Raw genomic sequence first — 18,242 nt, forward strand, 5'->3', positions numbered from 1 at the left:
TCAGTTGCGTGTGTTGGGCGAAGGGAGCGCCAGATGGGTGATCAACAGGTCCACCACACCGTCAAGGGCTGCCGCCTGCGCCTCGACCACGCCGCGCGCAGCAGTGCGAGCCGTGTTAAGGGCGGTGTCATCCGTCAACCAATGCTGGACTGCGCCGGCCAACGTTGGGGCGTCGCTGACCTCAACCGCTCCACCGGCGTCGATCAGCGGTGGATAGGTCTCGGCAAAGTTGGAATAGCCCGGGCCGGTGATGACGGCGGCGCCGGCCTGTGCCACCTCAAACGGATTATGCCCGCCGATGGGGGCAAGGGAGCCACCCAGAAACACGATGGGCGACAGCGCATACCATGTGCCGACCTCACCCAGCGTATCCGCCAGATAGACCTGCGTGTCAGGGGTGAGGGCATCGCCTGCGCTGCGACGGGCAACGCTGAGGCCCGCCTTCTTGATCAGCGCGATCACCTCTGTTGCGCGCTCCGGGTGACGGGGCGCCAGCAACAGGCAGAGGTCGGGGGTCTCGGCCAGCAGTGCTTTATGCGCGGCGATCACAGTCTCCTCCTCTCCACGGTGGGTAGAGCTTGCGACCCAGAGCGGGCGCGCTCCCAGCTCGGCCTGAACAGAGGCAAGGGCGGTCTGATCAACGGGCAGCGGGGCGGACCCGGCTTTCAGGTTGCCGCTGGGATGGACGCGATCAGCCGGGGCGCCAAGGTCGATCAGGCTCTGGCCCATCTGCGGGTTCTGGCTGAGCAACACATCGAAATGCTGCATCACAAAGGCGGCGGTGGCCGGTTTGGATTTCCACCGCGCGATGGATCGGGCCGACAGTCGGGCATTGACCAATGCCAGCCGCACGCCGGAGCGTTTGGCCGCGTCCAGCGTTACCGGCCACAGCTCACTTTCGACAAAGAGCGCTGCGTCCGGCTGCCAATGCCGCAGAAAACGGCGCACGGGAGCCGTCGCATCCAGCGGCGCAAACTGGTGGCGACAATTGGCCGGCATACGCTTGGCCATCATCTCGGCAGAAGTTGCGGTGCCCGAAGTCAGTAGGAATTCCGCGCCGGGCAGGCGGGGGGCCAGTTTGTCGATCAGGCTCAGTGCGGCCAGGCTTTCGCCGACCGAGGCACCATGAAACCACAGCAACGGCGCATGGCGGCCATCGGGCGTTTGGGGTGTTGGGCGCGGCTCTGTTGGATAGCCCATCCGTTCGCGCTGGCGGGCAGCTGACACGCCGTGATCGGCGAGCTTGCCTGCGACTTTGCGATAGGCAAACGGCGCCAGCACCGCAGTGATCGCGCGGTAGAGGTGAAACAACAGCGGCGCTGCGCTGGTCTTGCGGCTGGTCATCTCAGCCGCCGGTATGGCTCATGTGGCGGGGCATTTGCCCGTCGAGCTTCTGCCGCGAATAGTCAAAGTCATGGCCTTTGGGTTTCAGGGTGATCGCGGCACGGATCGCATCTTCCAGCGCCTGATCATTCTCAGGATGATCGCGCAGCGGGGCACGCAGGTCTGCCATGTCTTCCTGACCCAGACACATGTACAGCTCCCCTGTGCAGGTCAGCCGCACGCGGTTGCAGCTTTCACAGAAATTATGCGACAGCGGCGTGATGAAGCCGATTTTCTGACCGGTTTCTTCCAACCGCACATAGCGCGCCGGCCCGCCTGTGCGCTCCGCCAGATCGGTGACGCTGTAGTGATCGTCGTAAGCGCGACGCACGTCTTTCAGCGACCAGTACTGACCCAGTCGGTTTTCGTTGCCGATATCGCCCATTGGCATGACCTCGATCCAGGTGAGGTCCATATCACGCTCCGCGCACCAGCGGGTGATGGCGGGCAGCTCGTCTTCGTTGAAGCCCTTGAGAGCGACCGCATTGATCTTGATCCTCAGCCCAGCCTTCTGTGCGGCGTCAATGCCGCGCAGCACCTGCGGCAGGCGGCCCCAGCGGGTAATCTCGGCAAATTTGCCCTCATCAATGGTATCAAGCGAAACATTCACGCGGCGCACACCCGCGTCGTAGAGGGCCTGCGCGTATTTCTCCAGCTGAGACCCATTGGTGGTCAGCGTCAGCTCCTTCAGCGCGCCACTTTCGAGATGGCGTGTCATGGAGCGGAAAAAGGTCATAATGCCCCGACGCACCAGCGGTTCGCCCCCGGTGATGCGCAGCTTCTCAACACCCAGATTGACGAAGGTCGAGCACATCCGGTCCAGTTCCTCCAGCGTTAGCAGCTCTTTCTTCGGCAGGAAGGTCATGTTCTCGGACATGCAGTAAACGCAGCGAAAATCGCAGCGGTCAGTGACCGAGACACGCAGATACGTGATGGCGCGGGCGAAGGGATCGATAAGCGGAGCAGTCATCCCTCTTAGGTAAAGCGGGGGCGGGCTTGCGGCAAGGGCTGAGTTTGGCCGAAACGGGGATTGCCGCTGGCAAAGCCGTGAGGTGAGAGCTAGTGTCGCGCTATGCGTTATTCTGTTTTGATCCTGTCTTCTGTCGTGCTGCTTGGGGCCTGTGGCCCGTTGCAGTGGAATTCCTCGATTCTGGGTGGGCGGACGTCCGCTGGCACGGCCGGGGAGTCGGCCGCCGATACTGCCGCCAATACCGTACCGCTGGCCCCGGGTGTCGAACAGGCACCCTTGGATGCGGCAGAAAGGCAGAGCGCCTCTTCCGGTGTGACCGCAGGCTACACCGGGCGCGCGTCGACCGTCGCCAGCTTGGGCGACCCCTCGCAATCGGGCCTGTGGATGGAGACGCCGCTGGTCGATAGCCCACAGACAGCCCGCGTGCGTTCGCCGCGCGGCACCGAGGTCACGCTGACCCTGCGGCCCATCGGCGGCGATACCGGAGCCGGAAGCCGCTTGTCCATTGATGCGATGCGCGCACTGGGGCTGCCATTGACCGAGCTGGTCGAGGTGCAGGTGTTGCCAGCGGGGTGATCTGACATCCTGAAGCGATGAAAAAGGGCGCGAGGGATGTCTCCCTAGCGCCTTTTCTTAGGGTATCGGACTATGCGTTGTCGCTGGTGGTTGTATCTGCGGTGGGTTCACCAGCGGGCCCTAGATATTTGGCCGCTTCTTTCCGGGCAAAGGGTTTCATCGCCGCGCCATGTTCGGCCAAAAACGCGCGGCTGCGGTCGGCATCATGTTTGCTGAGATCGCGCAGCCACCAGGCGATGGCTTTCTGAATGAACCAGTTGCGATCGGGCACGTAGCGTGCAGCCCAGCCTAGGATCCGTTCACGCGCGGCCAGCTCTTCAGGTTTTGGGTTGGGCAGTTTTGCCCAGGGCAGGGTTGAAACCAATGCGGCGCGGCGGGTCCACATGTGGACGCTGGACGTCCAGCCCTCAACTGTGTCCAGCCGCTCGGGCTGCGCCTGAAGCCGTTTCTGAATGGCTGAGGCGGCGTGGTCGGCAATGGCCCAGCTGTCAAAATCCGGCACCCAGCTTTGCAACAGATCCCAGACCGGCGCGTCCTCCTTGATCCGGGCTTGGGTGAGCAGCTTGCCCGCGGCAATCCGGGCTTCGAACACATTGCTGGCCCAAAGCTCCTGTGCCAGCTTGCAGCGGGCGGTAAGGCCGTCATCTTGCGCGCTGAGCGTCTTGCGCCACTCCTGGCTGAGGCTGTTGATCACCGGGTTCGGTATGCCTAGCACCCGGCGTTTTTGCTTGTGATAGCCCGCCATCTGGGTCGCGCGCGCAGGCTCTGCAGCAGCCTCCAGCGCGGCCAATGCCACTTCAATCGTCAGCATGTTCATTCCACGGTTACCGATTTGGCAAGGTTGCGCGGCTGGTCGACATCCGTGCCCTTGGCGATGGCGGTGTAATAGGCGATCTGCTGCGCAGGTACCGCATAGAGGATCGGCGCCAGCGTGTCGGGGACTTGCGGCATTACGATCACCTCATGGGTGCCATCGCCCGCGATTTTAGCCCCTTCCGCATCCGTCACAAGGATCACCTTGCCGCCGCGCGCCATCACCTCCTGCATGTTGGAGACGGTCTTGTCGAACAGCGCATCACGGGGGGCGAGGACTACCACCGGCACCTTTTCGTCGATGAGGGCGATAGGCCCGTGCTTCAGCTCGCCGCTGGCATAGCCTTCTGCATGAATATAGCTCAGCTCTTTCAGCTTTAGCGCGCCTTCCAAAGCCAACGGGTAAAGCTGCCCGCGTCCGAGGAAGATGATGTCCTGCGCCTTGGCCAACCCACGGGCTGAGGCGGTGATTTGCTTCTCTCCTGCCAGTGATTGGTGAATCAATCCGGGCAGGGCGCGCAGATCGGCAGGCATGCCATCCGGCAGTGGCAGACCGCGCTGCTCAGCCGCGCGCAGGGCCAGCAGCAGCAGAATAGACAGCTGGCAGGTGAAGGCCTTTGTCGAGGCGACGGAAATCTCAGGGCCCGCGTGCAGCGGCAGCACCACATCGCTTTCGCGTGCGATGGAGCTTTCGGGAACATTGACCAGCCCGACGATCTGCTGTGCCTTGCCGTCCATGTAACGCAGCGCCGCCAGCGTGTCGGCGGTCTCGCCCGACTGCGAGACAAACAGCGCCAGCGTCTTGTCCGACACCGGCGGCTCACGGTAGCGGAATTCGGAGGCGACATCGACCTCAACCGGCATCCGGGCGATTTGCTCAAACCAGTATTTCGCAACCATGCAGGCATAAAACGCGGTGCCGCAGGCCACCATGGTCAGTCGCTCGATCTTCGTGAAATCCAGTTCCTCAGGTAGCGCCAGCTGCCCGTTGTCGCCGAGATAGGCCTTCAGGGCGCGGTCAATGGCCACCGGCTGTTCGGCGATTTCCTTGGCCATGAAGTGCTTGTGCCCGTCTTTGTCGACGCGGGCATTTACGAGCTGGATCTGGCGTTTCTCGCGGTTGGCAATGGCGCCGCGCTGGTCCCGGATCTCCAGGCTGTTGCGCGTCAGGACGGCAAAGTCGCCTTCTTCCAGATAGGTGATCTGATCGGTGAAGGGCGCCAGCGCGATGGCGTCGGAGCCGACAAACATTTCGCCGTCACCATGGCCGATTGCCAGGGGCGATCCCTTGCGGGTGGCGATCATCAGATCCTCTTCGCCCTCAAAGAGGAAAGCCAGCGCAAAGGCCCCCTCCAGCCGCGCGACGGTTTCACGCGCGGCCTCAATGGGCGCGTGCCCCTCACGGATCAGGAATTCGCAGAGCAGAGCCACGGTTTCGGTGTCGGTCTCGGTTTGAAAGGTGATGCCTTTCTGAGCCAACGCGCCGCGCAGATCCTTGAAATTCTCGATGATGCCATTGTGGACAACCGCGACGCCACCGGCCCGGTGCGGATGGGCATTGCCAACAGTTGGGGCACCGTGGGTGGCCCAACGGGTGTGACCGATCCCGGATTTGCCGGGCAGCGGATCATGCACCAGTAGATCGGAGAGGTTCACCAGTTTTCCCACAGCGCGGCGGCGGTCCAGCGCGCCACCGTTGACAGTGGCGATGCCCGCGCTGTCATAGCCGCGATATTCAAGCCGCTTCAGCGCCTCGACCAGAATGGGGGCTGCTTCGTGATTGCCAAGAACGCCGACGATGCCACACATTAGTCGGCTCCTTTGCTCAGGCGGGCCTTCTTTGCGCGCAGCATGTCCATCAGCTTACGCGCGCGGCCCGGTTTGTTTTGTTGCTCAGCACGGGCAATCGCCAGCGCGCCGTCTTCAACCGATTTGGTGATGACCGCGCCGGTTGCGGTCATGGCTTCATTGCCAATGCGCACCGGGGCGACCAGCATGGTATTGGAGCCGATAAAGGCACCTGCGCCGATTTCGGTGCGATGCTTCATCACGCCGTCGTAGTTACAGGTAATGGTGCCCGCACCGATGTTGGTCGCCGCGCCCACGCTGGCATCGCCGATATAGCTCAGGTGATTGACCTTGGCGCCTTCGGCGATCTCGGCGTTTTTGATTTCAACGAAATTGCCGATGTGGGTGTTCTCGGCCAGTTCCGCACCGGGACGCAGGCGGGCGTAGGGGCCAACCTTGGAGCCGCGCGAGATGTGGCAGCCCTCAAAGTGGGAGAATGATCGGATAAATACACCGCTTTCCACCGTGACCTCAGGGCCAAACACGACATTGGGTTCGATGATCGTGTCGCGACCGATGACAGTGTCAAAGGCCAGATAGACGGTCTCAGGGTCCATCAGCGTGACACCATCTGCCATCAGATCGGCGCGTTTACGCTGCTGGAACACGCGATCCGCACGGGCCAGATCAGCGCGGGAGTTGATGCCAAGAGTCTCAACCTCATCACAGGACACGGCTGTGACCCGCAGCCCATCGGCGCGTGCCAGTTCGACCAGATCGGTGAGATAATATTCACCCGAGGCATTGGCGCTATCAACCCGGTCAATCAGCGCAAACATCTGCGCCGCATTGCCCGCCATCAGGCCTGAGTTGCAGAAATCAATCGCCCGCTCCGCCTCGGTTGCGTCTTTATATTCAACAATCCGCTCAAGGCTGTCGCCATCCATGACCAACCGGCCATAGCGCGCGGGATCAGCCGCGGTGAAGCCAAGCACCACCAGATCGGCGTTCTGTCTTGCGGCCAGCATCCGCTGCAATGTCTCAGCGCTGACAAAGGGTGTGTCGCCATAAAGCACGACGATATCGCCCTCGAAATCGGACAAGGCGCCACGGGTTTGCGCAACCGCATGGGCCGTTCCAAGCTGTTCTTCCTGAACAACAATATCAGCGTCTTCGTCGATGTCGGCCATCACGGCGCGCAAATAATCGGCCCCGTGGCCGGCCACAACAATTGTGCGTTCCGGGGTCAGCGCGCGCCCTGCGGACAGCGCGTGTTCCAGCATCGGGGCGTGGGCAATGGGATGCAAAACCTTGGGCAGGTCGGAGTTCATCCGGGTGCCTTTGCCTGCGGCCAGAATGACGAGGGCGGTGCTCATGTGGTGTTTTCTCTTTGTCTTTTCAGCGCCCCCGTTTTATCCGCTAACAGCAGGCGCGCAAGGCAAAGCGCCATCAAACAAGGTTGCGGGTTGCAACAAGCGGTGGCGAAAACGCGCCGAGAGGGGGCAGATATGCGAACGGTTATCTTCGATCTTGACGGCACTTTGGCGGATACATCTGGCGATCTGCTGGCCGCCGCCAACGCCTGCTTTCGTCAGATGGGGCTGGGGGATCTGCTTTCCTTGCCGCGGGATGCAGGCGTAGCCCTGCGTGGCGGCAAGAGCATGCTGACGACCGGACTGAAGCGGGTTGATCACTATCACGAAGAAACCGTTGAAGAATATTACCCGTTGCTGTTGGAGCACTACCGCGATGCGATCGACCACCATACCGTGATGTATCCCGGTGCCATGGCGGCGGTTGAGCAATTAAAGGCGGACGGGTTTCGCGTTGGGATTTGCACCAATAAGCCTGAGGCGCTGGCAGAGAAGCTGACCCGCAGCCTGGGCGTGCGGGATGCGTTTCACTCGCTGGTTGGGGCGGATACCCTACCTGTGCGCAAACCTGATCCCGAACCCCTGCGCGAGGCCGCGCGCCGGGCAGGTGGGGACCCGGAGCGGACCATCCTGATTGGTGATACCGATACGGACCGCAAGACCTCCGCTGCTGCGGGTGTTGCCTCGGTGCTGGTCACCTTTGGTCCGTCTGGCGGCGACCTTGAGGCGCTGCGCCCGGAAGCGCTGTTGCAGCGGTTTGAGGATCTGCCCGCACTGGCCGCGCGTCTGCTGCCGCTCTAGTCGCAATATATGCCACTGGCCGGGCTTGACCTTGGGCAGTCGGGCGCAGACAAACGCAGTATGACAGAGATTTTCAGCGGCAGTTTTACCCAGCAGGAACCCATCCCGGAAGAGGCCATTGCCGCCGCCGTCGAGGTGATGCGGCACGGGCGTTTGCATCGCTACAACGTGGTTGAAGGCGAGGGAGGGGAAGTAACCCTACTGGAAGAGGAATTCGCAGCACAGATGGGCGCGCCTTATGCGCTTGCGGTGGCCTCCGGTGGCTATGCGCTGGCGACGGCGCTGCGTGCGGTCGGGGTGAAGCCGGGCGACAAGGTCCTCACCAACGCCTTCACCCTCGCGCCGGTGCCGGGGTCAATTGCGGCTGTGGGCGCAGATCCGGTCTATGTCGGCGTCACTGAGGCGCTGACGCTGGATCTGGAGGATCTGGAGCGGCAGCTTTCGGTCGACGGGCACCCGCGCGTCCTGATGCTGTCGCATATGCGCGGGCATCTGTGTGATATGGACCGGTTGATGGCGATCTGCGACGCTTCGGGTGTCACCGTGATTGAGGATTGCGCCCACACCATGGGGGCGCGCTGGAACGGGGTATTGTCTGGACGTCACGGTGCGGTTGGCTGCTATTCCTGCCAGACGTATAAGCATGTGAACTCAGGCGAGGGTGGTCTGCTGGTGACCTCGGACCCGGACATCGCCGCACGCGCGATCATGTTGTCTGGGTCGTATATGCTTTATGAGCGGCATCGCGCAGCTCCGGGACCAGAGGTGTTTGAGCGGATAAAATACGAAACCCCCAATATCTCCGGGCGGATGGACAATCTGCGTGCGGCCATACTACGCCCGCAGCTGCGGGATCTTGATCAGCAGGTGCAGCGCTGGAACGACAGATATCAGCAGATCGAGGCTGGTCTGCGCGACACCCCGGGTCTGAAGGTGGTCGAACGCCCGACCGAGGAACTTTATGTCGGCTCTTCCATCCAGTTTCTGCTGCTCGATTGGTCTGCTCAGAAGATTACCGAGGTGCTCAACCGTTGTGCCGCGCGGGGGGTTGAACTCAAGTGGTTTGGCGCGCCGGAACCCGTGGCCTTTACCTCTCGCTATGACAGCTGGCGCTATGCGGAGGCACCAGAGATGCCCGCAAGTGACCGGGTTCTGCACGGGGTTATAGATATGCGTGTTCCGCTGACATTCTCGCTGGAGGACTGCGCGCAGATTGCCCGCATCATCCGCGCGGAGGCGGCGGCGGTGTTCCAGGCAGGCCCTAACTAAGGGTCCAACACAGACAGATTTGGGTTGGTCCGGCGGTGTAGAGTTGCCGCTCAGATGGCATCCAGAGCGGCGCGATTGTTCTTGCTGATCCGCGCGACAAGCCGCTTTTGTCTGGCATGCGGCGGGATGGGTCTGGCGCTTGCGGTGCCGCCATGCTTTGTGCCGCAGATCAGATCGGGGAAAAGCAGTGTCAGCTCTTCTCGTGCGGCAGGCGACAAGGCGGCGAGCGATTGTTCGGTCACCAGCAGACTTTCACTCGGCGCGCCATTGGCAACTACGATCTCATGGTTGTCGAACAGCATGTGGTAGTAGGTTACAGCCGCGCTGTCTTCGTTGATGTAGATGCCGGGCAGGGCGGTCAGGCGAATTGCTGGGATCAGCACTTCAAATTGACCAAACATGCGCTGCGCCACGCGCGAGCGGATCAGCATGCGATGCTGGCGTGAGACCTGTAGCGGCTGACTTGGCAGTCCGGGGCCAAGCGCGCCTGCTTCGATCCGAACAGGGCAGAGCTTGGCGTTGTCTGCCATCTGTGCTGGCGACACGCTGCGCTTGCCGATCCAGCGCAACGGCCGTGGTCCATTTTCGGTCAGGATGACAGTCCCGGGCGTCAATGTCTCTATTGCGCGGGGGCCCTCAGCCGTTTCGATCAGCGTGCCATTGCAGAAGCAGACCATCAGCGAAATATTGTCGACGATGGCGCCCAGGCTGTTGTCGCTGCCCAGTTCTGTCAGGCGCAGGGTGTATTGGCCTGCAATGGGGAAATCCACATTCAGACTGGCCTGGGTGAAGCTGTTGGTGGTTGGCAGTACCGACATCGACGCGATAACGGCCCCGCCCGCGTCCAGAATTTCAACGGTGAACCCTTCGGTTCCGGCCTGGTTCAACGATGCTGTGCGTAGGGCGGCATCCAGTGTCAGCGCGGTCTGGATTGGATTGTTGACGGTGAAAGATTGCTCCATGACCGTGGTCTGGCCGGATTGTCCGTCCATCTCGGCAACGCGATTGGACGAGCCGTTCCCGAGATAGGCGTTCTCGGTGTAGCTGGTCTCAAGATCGGTGCCGCCCCAATTGGCAGATCCGCTGTCGAAGGTTCCATTTATGATCAAGTTCTGCATCTGGCCGGATCTCTATGTGCTTCGGTAAACTTTTTCCTAATGGCAGACTAAGGCGTCAGTGTGGCGACGGCCAGCGGTGCGCGGGCGGATGGGTGAATATTTCTGGCATCAACGTGACGCGTTATTGACTGAGGGGGAGGGATGTGGCAATTAATGAACAACTGTTCAATAACTGACTGGTTCAGGAGAAAACGATGTTCAACGCAAGCATGACTTTTGATCTGGGCGAAGACGTGAACGCCCTGCGCGACATGGTGCACCGCTGGGCGCAAGAGCGCGTCCGCCCGATGGCGCAGGAGATTGATCAGAAAAACGAATTTCCGGCAGAACTCTGGCAGGAGATGGGGGAGCTGGGTCTTCTCGGCATCACTGTGCCCGAGGAGTTCGGTGGCGCTGGCATGTCCTACCTGGCCCATACTGTTGCGGTTGAGGAGATCGCGCGGGCCAGTGCGTCGGTCTCGCTTTCCTATGGCGCGCATTCGAATCTCTGCGTCAATCAGATCAAGCTGAACGGAAATGCCGAGCAGAAAGCCAAATACCTGCCGCGCCTGGTGTCTGGTGAGCATGTTGGCGCGCTGGCCATGTCCGAGGCGGGCGCTGGCTCGGACGTCGTCTCGATGTCGTTGCGCGCGGAAAAGCGCAATGACCACTACCGCCTCAATGGCAATAAATACTGGATCACCAACGGTCCTGACGCTGACACGCTGGTGGTCTACGCCAAGACAGATCCGGATGCCGGGTCAAAAGGGATCACGGCCTTTCTGATCGAGAAAGAGATGAAAGGCTTCTCCACCTCGCAGCATTTCGACAAGCTGGGAATGCGTGGCTCCAACACCGCCGAGCTGGTTTTCGAAGATGTGGAAGTCCCCTTTGACAACGTGCTGGGCGAAGAGGGCAAGGGCGTGCGTGTCCTTATGTCCGGTCTAGACTATGAGCGCGTGGTGCTGGCCGGGATCGGCACCGGTATCATGGCGGCCTGCATGGATGAGATGATGCCTTACATGAAAGAGCGTAAGCAGTTCGGCCAGCCCATCGGGAACTTTCAACTGATGCAGGGCAAAATCGCGGATATGTACACTGCGATGAACACGGCCCGTTCCTATGTTTATGAGGTTGCGAAGGCCTGCGACAAGGGCACCGTAACCCGTCAGGATGCGGCAGCCTGCTGCCTTTATGCGTCCGAGGTCGCGATGACCCAGGCGCATCAGGCGGTGCAGGCTTTTGGTGGTGCGGGCTATCTCTCTGACAACCCGGTTGGCCGGATTTTCCGCGATGCCAAGCTGATGGAGATCGGTGCGGGCACGTCGGAAATTCGCCGCATGCTGATTGGCCGCGAATTGATGGGCCAGATGTAACCACGCTTGGGCCTTAGGGCGGTCGGTAGGACAGTTCGCGCTTATACTGCGCGGTTTCTTATCCGCAAAACGAGAAAGCGGCGCGCCATTCGGCACGCCGCCCCTCCCTGAAGCACTCGTCTCAGTCTGTTACTCGTCAAAAGGATCAAAAGCGGTGAACGTAGCCAAAGCCCACTGTGACCGGATCGATTTCGGCGGTGCCGATTTTGGCGCCGTTGAGGGTCACATCGGTTTCGATGTCCATATAGCGGACGTTCACCCGCAGTGCGCCGCGGTCAGAGATCTGCCAGTCCGCACCAAGGTTCAGCGCCAGCCCGACACTGTCATCAAGCGAGATCACGCCCGCGGGGGAGCTTTCCTCAAAAAAGGTGGTGTAGTTGATGCCGATGCCGACAAAGGGTTTGAACTGGGTTTGTGTCGGAAAGTGATAGTTGACCGACAGGGTCGGCGGCAGATGCTTGGTGGTCGCGGTGTAGGCGCCGTTCAAGGAGATATCATGTTCGAACGGGCTGGCGGCCAGAAGTTCGATACCGATGTTGTCGCGGATGAAATACTCCGCAGTGAAGGTGAGTGCAGTATCGTCGTCAATCGTCGCAGCCGCGCCCGCAACGGTGCCGTTGTCGGACTTTGGATTGACGTTGGCGATACCGACGCCAAGGGTCCAATCCCCTTGGGACTGGGCAAGGGCGGGGCCGGCCAGAGCTGCCAGTGCAGCGCTAAGAGCCAGGGCAGAAACCATACGGGTCATTGGGACTATCCCTCTTCTATCGTGATCGGGTCGTTTGTTTGCAAAGAACGTATGCGCCTCAGGCAGCGACAGAACACTGATCTGGATCAAGAAGCGGCGTGCTTTCCCTTTGGGAATGCAGGGAAAAACCGCATATCAGTTATGCGTTCTGCGAAGGGCTTGGGATGAGCGGCATGTCTGGACATACATCGTACCCGGGATTGCGCGCCGACGGTGGCTGGCAGTTTCCCGCCTGTCTGAACATGGCGGCGCAGGCGCTGGATCATCCGGACGAGCAGGTCGCCCTCATTGATCTCACCACCGGGGCGCGGCGCGATGTCCGCTACGGTGAGTTGCGGCACATGGTCGATGTGATGGCGCGCGATCTGATGCGGCGGGTGCAGCCCGGTGACCGTGTCGGTGTGTTGCTCAGCCAATCTGTCGATTGCGCCGTGGCACATCTCGCGATCTGGAAAATCGGCGCCATTTCCGTGCCGTTGTTCAAGCTGTTCCAGCACGATGCGCTGGCCTCGCGTATTGGCGATGCGGGGCTTGAGCTGGTGCTGACGGATGGCGCTGGCGCGGCGCAGCTGGGCGTGCTGGCGCAGCCGCTGCTGGTGACGGATATCCTATCGGCAAGCGCAGATCACGGCGGGCATCTCCTGCCTTATGCGGAAACCACGCCAGAGACCCCGGCCGTGCTCATCTACACGTCTGGCACCACTGGCAGCGCCAAGGGCGCGCTACATGGCCACCGGGTGCTCTCTGGTCATTTGCCGGGCGTGGCCATCAGTCATGATCATCTGGGACAGCCGGGCGATTGCCTTTGGACCCCTGCGGATTGGGCGTGGATCGGCGGCCTCTTCGATGTGCTGATGCCGGGTCTGGCGCTGGGCGTGCCGGTTGTCGCCGCCCGGCTGGACAAATTTACGCCGGAGGCCTGCGCCGAGATCATTCGTCAGGGCGATGTGCGCAATGTGTTTTTCCCGCCCACTGCGTTGCGCCTGCTGAAGGCGGTGGGGCAGGGGCTCGACGGTCTGCGCTCCGTGGCATCCGGAGGAGAGCCCCTGGGCGCAGAGATGCTCGCCTGGGGCCAGCGTCATCTGGGCGTGACCATCAATGAATTCTACGGCCAGACTGAATGCAACATGACGGTGTCCTCCTGTGCCGCTGATTTTCCGGTGCGGCCGGGCTGTATCGGCAAGCCGGTTCCGGGATGTGTGGTTGAGGTGATAGACACCGACGGCATCCCCACCAAAGGTGAAGGCGATGTCGCCGTGCGCCGGGGCGCTGCCTCGATGATGCTGGAATATTGGAACCGCCCTGACGCGACGGCGGAGAAATTTCGCGACGACTGGCTGGTAACGGGAGATCGCGGCATCTGGGAGGGGGACTATCTGCGCTTTGTCGGGCGTGAGGATGACGTCATCACCTCCGCCGGCTATCGCATCGGCCCGGCCGAGATCGAAGACTGCCTGATGACCCACCCGGCAGTGGCGACGGTGGGGGTTGTCGGCAAACCCGACGCGCTGCGCACCGAGATAGTGAAAGCCTATGTGGTGCTGAAACCGGGCCATTCTCCGGCGGAGAAAGATCTACAAGACTACGTCAAGCAGCGCCTCGCCCAATACTCCTATCCCCGCGAGGTGGAATTTCTGGATGCGTTACCGATGACCGTGACCGGCAAGGTCATCCGCAAGGACCTGAAGGCGCGGGCGGCGGAAGAAACCGAATGACTCAAGGTGTTGCACATCCGGCGTACGCTGCCCCAACTGAAATGAAAAATTTTTCCCGTATGGCGGGAAAGTGGGCGTGAGATCAGAATACTAAAGCCTGCCAATGAATTTGAGGATTTGGTGGGAGCAAGAGCGAGATGCATATGTCTAAGAGTGAGAATTCTACGTGGCAGGAAAATTACAAAGCGGCTTTGCAAGAGGCCAAGTGGCGGTACACGACCCACGGCCTTGATGCCTCCCAACGAGCCTACGAATACGGCAACTTAGTTGTAAAAAATGCATTCTGGGTAGCTGGAGGGGGGGTGTTCTTCATTCCAACTATGGTTGGTCTTTCAAAAACTGTTGATTTGGAGTTTGCATTCTACTCGGGGCTTTTGTTCGGAGCGGCTGTGCTTCTTGCGCTACTGGCGAACTACATTATCCACATCAACTGGTCCTTGCACGAAAGCGCGTGGGAAAAGTTCTACGACATAGAACGCATTGATATCCGGTTAGCTTTCAGGGTTTCTCATCAACGAGATGCAAAGGATAGAGAAACCGCTGAAAAAGCTCATGCTAATACAAACCGCTGGATCAACAGAACATTCTGGGCCCCACACGTTCTGGCATTTCTATATCTAGTAGTTTTATTCGGGGGCGTTTTCTTCCTGTACAAATCTTTTGGTATCGTTTGGGAGGCCAAGCAATGAAACTCACATCCAAGGCGATGCCTTCGTCCGAAGGCTTCAAACAAAACCGCGCGGTGCATCTGGATGCGCTGGCGCAGATCAGCGAGGCGGCAGAGGCCGCGCGCATGGGCGGCGGCGAGAAATCCCGCGCCCGGCACGAAAGCCGCGGCAAGATGCTGCCGCGCCGTCGGGTGGCTAACCTGTTGGACCCCGGCTCTCCGTTTCTGGAGATCGGTGCCACTGCAGCGCATGGTATGTATGATGGGGTTGCTCCTGCGGCGGGCGCGATCGCAGGTATCGGGCGGGTGCACGGCCAAGAGGTTATGGTGGTCTGCAACGACGCCACCGTGAAAGGTGGTACCTACTACCCGATGACGGTGAAGAAACACCTGCGCGCACAGGAGATTGCCGAGGAGAACCATCTGCCCTGCATCTATCTGGTCGACTCAGGTGGTGCCAACCTGCCCAATCAGGATGAGGTCTTTCCCGACCGCGACCATTTCGGGCGCATCTTCTACAATCAGGCCCGGATGTCGGCGAAAGGCATCCCGCAGATCGCGGTTGTCATGGGCTCCTGCACCGCAGGCGGCGCCTATGTGCCCGCCATGTCGGATGTGACGATCATCGTGAAGGAGCAGGGCACCATCTTCCTCGCAGGTCCCCCGCTGGTGAAGGCCGCCACGGGCGAGGTTGTCAGCGCCGAGGAGCTGGGCGGCGGTGATGTGCATACGCGCCTCTCCGGTGTCGCTGATTACCTCGCAGAGGATGACGCCCATGCCCTGGCGCTGGCGCGGCGCGCGGTGCAGTCGCTGAACATCACCAAGCCGCTGACGGTGAACTGGGCCAGTCCCGAAGAGCCTGCCTATGACCCTGAGGAAATTCTTGGCGTGGTGCCGGGTGATTTGCGCACGCCCTATGACATCCGCGAGGTGATTGCGCGTTTGGTGGACGGCTCGCGGTTCGACGAGTTCAAGCCGCGCTTCGGCGAAACACTGGTGACCGGTTTTGCCCATCTCAAGGGGTGCCCGATCGGCATCATCGCCAACAACGGCGTGCTGTTCTCCGAAGCGGCCCAGAAGGGTGCGCATTTCGTCGAACTGTGCAGCCAGCGCAAGATCCCGCTGGTGTTCCTACAGAACATCACCGGCTTCATGGTCGGGCGCAAATACGAAAACGAAGGCATCGCCCGTCACGGCGCCAAGATGGTGACGGCGGTGGCGACCACCAACGTACCGAAGGTGACCATGCTGGTCGGCGGCTCTTTTGGCGCGGGCAACTACGGCATGTCGGGCCGCGCCTATTCCCCGCGCTTCCTCTGGACCTGGCCGAATTCCCGCATTTCGGTGATGGGCGGTGAGCAGGCGGCGGGCGTGCTGGCAACGGTGAAACGCGATGCCATCGAACGTCAGGGCGGCAGCTGGAGCACGGAGGAGGAAGCCTCCTTCAAGCAGCCAACCATCGATATGTTCGAGGAGCAGAGCCACCCGCTTTATGCCTCCGCGCGGCTTTGGGATGATGGCATCATCGACCCGCGAAAGTCCCGCGACGTGCTGGCGCTCTCCCTAAGTGCGGCACTCAATGCCCCGATTGAAGACACGCGCTTCGGCGTCTTCCGGATGTGAGGATCCCCCATGTTTGATAAAATCCTGATTGCAAACCGCGGCGAAATCGCCTGCCGCGTGATGGAAACCGCCCGTGCCATGGGGGTGCGGACCGTGGCCGTTTATTCCGACGCTGATGCTGCAGCAAAACATGTGCAGATGGCGGATGAGGCCGTGCATATCGGCGGCCCGGCCCCGGCGGACAGCTATCTCAAGGGGGATGTGATCATCCGTGTGGCGCAGGAACGTGGCGCGCAGGCGATCCACCCCGGCTATGGCTTCCTGTCGGAAAACCCAGGGTTTGTGGACGCGGTCGAGGCCGCAGGCCTCACCTTTATCGGGCCGTCTGCGGATGCGATCCGCAAAATGGGTCTCAAGGATGCCGCCAAGGCGCTGATGGAAGAGGCCGGCGTGCCGGTGGTGCCGGGCTATCACGGTGCCAATCAGGATGCGCAGTTCCTGGCAGGTGAGGCGGAGAAGATCGGCTATCCGGTGCTGATCAAGGCGGTTGCCGGCGGCGGCGGCAAGGGGATGCGGCTGGTTGAACAGCCATCCGAATTTGCCGATGCCCTGAAAAGCGCGCAGGGCGAGGCGACCACGGCCTTCGGCAACCCGGATGTGCTGATTGAAAAATACATCCAGCAACCCCGCCATATCGAGGTGCAGGTCTTTGGCGACGGGACCCGCGCGGTGCATCTGTTCGAACGCGACTGTTCTCTGCAGCGTCGCCATCAGAAGGTGATCGAAGAGGCGCCCGCACCCGGCATGACCGCCGAGATGCGCGAGGCCATGGGGCAGGCGGGTGTGCGTGCGGCTGAGGCCATCGGTTACAAGGGGGCGGGTACTGTCGAATTCATCGTTGATGGGTCCGATGGGCTGCGCACGGATGGCTTCTGGTTCATGGAAATGAACACCCGCCTGCAGGTGGAGCATCCGGTGACGGAACTGATCACCGGCGTCGACCTGGTGGACTGGCAGCTACGCGTTGCCTCCGGCGAGAGCCTGCCTGCCCAGCAAGACGACCTCACGATCACTGGCCATGCGTTTGAGGCACGGCTGTATGCCGAGGACGTACCGAAGGGCTTCCTGCCAGCAACCGGCACGCTGACGCATCTGTCCTTCCCGGCTGAGTGTCGCGCCGACAGCGGTGTGCGGGCAGGCGATACCATCAGCCCGTGGTATGACCCGATGATCTCCAAGGTGATCGTGCATGGCGCCACCCGTGAGGTGGCCCTCTCGAAGCTGCGCCGGGCGCTGGAACGGACAGAGGTTGCAGGGACCGTCACCAACCTTGCCTTTCTGGGGGCACTTGCTGCTCATGAGGGGTTTGGCCGGGGCGAGGTCGACACCGGCCTGATTGCCCGCGATCTTGAGGCGTTGACGGCAGTTGGTGAGGTTCCTGTGGCGCATTGGATTGCTGCCGCCCAGCGGGCGTTGGGCCTGCATCAGCCAGGTGAGGACAGCGGGTTTACCCTCTGGGCGCCGCTCCATCGGGCAGTACAACTCACCCATGGCGAGGCGTGTCTTGATATCTCGGTTGAGGTTCTCGGGCCGCAGACGCAACGCTGGCAGCTGGACGACAGCAGTCATGAGGTCACCTTTGATGGCGCGGTCTGGCGGCACAGCGGAGATCCCCTGCCAAATGTGGCTGAAGCGGATGGTCGGCTGACAGTGTTTGGCCGGATCAGCAGTATCTTTGATGCCATTGATCCGCTGGATCGGGCCGGGACTGCCGGTGGTGACACCAATGTTATCGAGGCGCCGATGCCCGGTTTGGTCAAGGCCGTGTTTGCGGAGGCGGGTGCCGAGGTCAAAGAAGGTGACAGACTGGCTATCCTTGAGGCGATGAAAATGGAACACTCTCTCCTAGCGGCGCGCGATGGCGTGGTGGCCGAGGTTTTGGCCTCTGCCGGTGATCAGGTCGAGGCCGGTGCCGCGCTGGTCCGTCTGGAAGAGGCGGACAGCTGAACAGCGATCAGATCGGGCCGTGCCACAGAGGTGCTGCCCCGTCTGCTACCGCAGCAACGTCTGTGGTTTGAGCGATGTCTGAGATTGCCTTGGGGA

At 61.3% G+C, this 18,242-nt stretch carries 15 protein-coding genes; 8 read left to right on the top strand and 7 right to left on the bottom strand.

Annotation, left to right across the window (positions count from 1 at the left end):
* Both D1820_RS00855 and moaA read right to left on the bottom strand, forming a co-directional pair.
* Entirely contained in the window at positions 1 to 1,344 is a 1,344-nt protein-coding gene (locus D1820_RS00855; RefSeq protein ID WP_118067557.1) for a 3-deoxy-D-manno-octulosonic acid transferase, read from the bottom strand.
* 1 nt (position 1,345) lies between these two features.
* Positions 1,346 to 2,353 (bottom strand): GTP 3',8-cyclase MoaA, encoded by a 1,008-nt coding sequence (moaA, locus tag D1820_RS00860; RefSeq protein WP_118067558.1) that lies wholly within the window; start codon positions 2,351 to 2,353, stop codon positions 1,346 to 1,348.
* Between the two features lie 102 nt (positions 2,354 to 2,455).
* On the opposite strand from moaA, the gene D1820_RS00865 reads away from it, so the two are divergent.
* On the top strand, positions 2,456 to 2,929 hold the full coding sequence (locus D1820_RS00865) for a hypothetical protein (RefSeq protein ID WP_118067559.1): 474 nt from the start codon (positions 2,456 to 2,458) through the stop codon (positions 2,927 to 2,929).
* Between the two features lie 70 nt (positions 2,930 to 2,999).
* Here the strand turns inward: D1820_RS00865 and D1820_RS00870 are convergent, their stop codons facing one another.
* From D1820_RS00870 to glmU, 3 genes are read right to left on the bottom strand one after another with little or no spacing between them, the layout of a single operon-like run.
* Positions 3,000 to 3,746 carry a DNA alkylation repair protein gene (locus D1820_RS00870; RefSeq protein ID WP_118067560.1) on the bottom strand — a complete coding sequence of 249 codons (747 nt, stop codon included), beginning with the start codon at positions 3,744 to 3,746 and terminating at the stop codon, positions 3,000 to 3,002.
* Positions 3,743 to 5,551 carry a glutamine--fructose-6-phosphate transaminase (isomerizing) gene (gene glmS / locus D1820_RS00875; RefSeq protein WP_118067561.1) on the bottom strand — a complete coding sequence of 603 codons (1,809 nt, stop codon included), beginning with the start codon at positions 5,549 to 5,551 and terminating at the stop codon, positions 3,743 to 3,745. The genes D1820_RS00870 and glmS overlap by 4 nt, the downstream gene beginning before the upstream one ends.
* A complete protein-coding gene (glmU, locus tag D1820_RS00880; RefSeq protein WP_118067562.1) occupies positions 5,551 to 6,906 on the bottom strand; it encodes a bifunctional UDP-N-acetylglucosamine diphosphorylase/glucosamine-1-phosphate N-acetyltransferase GlmU in 1,356 nt (451 codons plus the stop codon). Before glmU ends, glmS begins: the two co-directional genes overlap by 1 nt.
* A gap of 132 nt (positions 6,907 to 7,038) precedes the next feature.
* Here glmU and D1820_RS00885 point away from each other — a divergent pair, with 132 nt between their 5' ends.
* A complete protein-coding gene (locus D1820_RS00885) occupies positions 7,039 to 7,704 on the top strand; it encodes an HAD-IA family hydrolase (protein WP_096873103.1) in 666 nt (221 codons plus the stop codon).
* 60 nt (positions 7,705 to 7,764) lie between these two features.
* On the top strand, positions 7,765 to 8,973 hold the full coding sequence (locus D1820_RS00890) for a DegT/DnrJ/EryC1/StrS aminotransferase family protein (RefSeq protein WP_118069948.1): 1,209 nt from the start codon (positions 7,765 to 7,767) through the stop codon (positions 8,971 to 8,973).
* A gap of 50 nt (positions 8,974 to 9,023) precedes the next feature.
* Here the strand turns inward: D1820_RS00890 and D1820_RS00895 are convergent, their stop codons facing one another.
* On the bottom strand, positions 9,024 to 10,091 hold the full coding sequence (locus D1820_RS00895; protein ID WP_118067563.1) for a Hint domain-containing protein: 1,068 nt from the start codon (positions 10,089 to 10,091) through the stop codon (positions 9,024 to 9,026).
* A 194-nt stretch (positions 10,092 to 10,285) separates the two neighbouring features.
* Here D1820_RS00895 and D1820_RS00900 point away from each other — a divergent pair, with 194 nt between their 5' ends.
* Positions 10,286 to 11,446, top strand: coding sequence for an isovaleryl-CoA dehydrogenase (locus D1820_RS00900; RefSeq protein WP_096870962.1), 1,161 nt, complete (start codon positions 10,286 to 10,288; stop codon positions 11,444 to 11,446).
* A 145-nt stretch (positions 11,447 to 11,591) separates the two neighbouring features.
* Here D1820_RS00900 and D1820_RS00905 read toward each other — a convergent pair whose 3' ends face one another.
* A complete protein-coding gene (locus D1820_RS00905; protein ID WP_040172784.1) occupies positions 11,592 to 12,194 on the bottom strand; it encodes an OmpW family protein in 603 nt (200 codons plus the stop codon).
* 164 nt (positions 12,195 to 12,358) lie between these two features.
* Here D1820_RS00905 and D1820_RS00910 point away from each other — a divergent pair, with 164 nt between their 5' ends.
* From D1820_RS00910 to D1820_RS00925, 4 genes are all read left to right on the top strand, one after another.
* Positions 12,359 to 13,909 carry an AMP-binding protein gene (locus D1820_RS00910; protein ID WP_118067564.1) on the top strand — a complete coding sequence of 517 codons (1,551 nt, stop codon included), beginning with the start codon at positions 12,359 to 12,361 and terminating at the stop codon, positions 13,907 to 13,909.
* Between the two features lie 143 nt (positions 13,910 to 14,052).
* A complete protein-coding gene (locus D1820_RS00915; protein WP_162894044.1) occupies positions 14,053 to 14,598 on the top strand; it encodes a hypothetical protein in 546 nt (181 codons plus the stop codon).
* Complete coding sequence (locus D1820_RS00920; protein ID WP_118067566.1) at positions 14,595 to 16,199, top strand: carboxyl transferase domain-containing protein; 1,605 nt, start codon at positions 14,595 to 14,597, stop codon at positions 16,197 to 16,199. Before D1820_RS00915 ends, D1820_RS00920 begins: the two co-directional genes overlap by 4 nt.
* 9 nt (positions 16,200 to 16,208) lie before the next feature.
* Positions 16,209 to 18,146, top strand: coding sequence for an acetyl/propionyl/methylcrotonyl-CoA carboxylase subunit alpha (locus D1820_RS00925; protein ID WP_118067567.1), 1,938 nt, complete (start codon positions 16,209 to 16,211; stop codon positions 18,144 to 18,146).
* The last annotated feature ends 96 nt before the right edge of the window (positions 18,147 to 18,242 follow it).

Source organism: Phaeobacter sp. LSS9 (genome assembly GCF_003443595.1).
Classification (GTDB): domain Bacteria; phylum Pseudomonadota; class Alphaproteobacteria; order Rhodobacterales; family Rhodobacteraceae; genus Phaeobacter; species Phaeobacter piscinae.

What these genes read in the sequence shown, in the direction of transcription:
- D1820_RS00855 (WP_118067557.1), bottom strand. Translation starts at nt 1,344, where the DNA reads ATGACCAGCCGCAAGACCAGCGCAGCGCCGCTGTTGTTTCACCTCTAC.
- D1820_RS00900 (WP_096870962.1), top strand. Translation starts at nt 10,286, where the DNA reads ATGTTCAACGCAAGCATGACTTTTGATCTGGGCGAAGACGTGAACGCC.
- glmS (WP_118067561.1), bottom strand. Translation starts at nt 5,551, where the DNA reads ATGTGTGGCATCGTCGGCGTTCTTGGCAATCACGAAGCAGCCCCCATT.
- D1820_RS00915 (WP_162894044.1), top strand. Translation starts at nt 14,053, where the DNA reads ATGTCTAAGAGTGAGAATTCTACGTGGCAGGAAAATTACAAAGCGGCT.
- D1820_RS00905 (WP_040172784.1), bottom strand. Translation starts at nt 12,194, where the DNA reads ATGACCCGTATGGTTTCTGCCCTGGCTCTTAGCGCTGCACTGGCAGCT.
- D1820_RS00885 (WP_096873103.1), top strand. Translation starts at nt 7,039, where the DNA reads ATGCGAACGGTTATCTTCGATCTTGACGGCACTTTGGCGGATACATCT.
- D1820_RS00890 (WP_118069948.1), top strand. Translation starts at nt 7,765, where the DNA reads ATGACAGAGATTTTCAGCGGCAGTTTTACCCAGCAGGAACCCATCCCG.
- D1820_RS00865 (WP_118067559.1), top strand. Translation starts at nt 2,456, where the DNA reads ATGCGTTATTCTGTTTTGATCCTGTCTTCTGTCGTGCTGCTTGGGGCC.
- D1820_RS00870 (WP_118067560.1), bottom strand. Translation starts at nt 3,746, where the DNA reads ATGAACATGCTGACGATTGAAGTGGCATTGGCCGCGCTGGAGGCTGCT.
- D1820_RS00895 (WP_118067563.1), bottom strand. Translation starts at nt 10,091, where the DNA reads ATGCAGAACTTGATCATAAATGGAACCTTCGACAGCGGATCTGCCAAT.
- D1820_RS00925 (WP_118067567.1), top strand. Translation starts at nt 16,209, where the DNA reads ATGTTTGATAAAATCCTGATTGCAAACCGCGGCGAAATCGCCTGCCGC.
- D1820_RS00920 (WP_118067566.1), top strand. Translation starts at nt 14,595, where the DNA reads ATGAAACTCACATCCAAGGCGATGCCTTCGTCCGAAGGCTTCAAACAA.
- glmU (WP_118067562.1), bottom strand. Translation starts at nt 6,906, where the DNA reads ATGAGCACCGCCCTCGTCATTCTGGCCGCAGGCAAAGGCACCCGGATG.
- moaA (WP_118067558.1), bottom strand. Translation starts at nt 2,353, where the DNA reads ATGACTGCTCCGCTTATCGATCCCTTCGCCCGCGCCATCACGTATCTG.
- D1820_RS00910 (WP_118067564.1), top strand. Translation starts at nt 12,359, where the DNA reads ATGAGCGGCATGTCTGGACATACATCGTACCCGGGATTGCGCGCCGAC.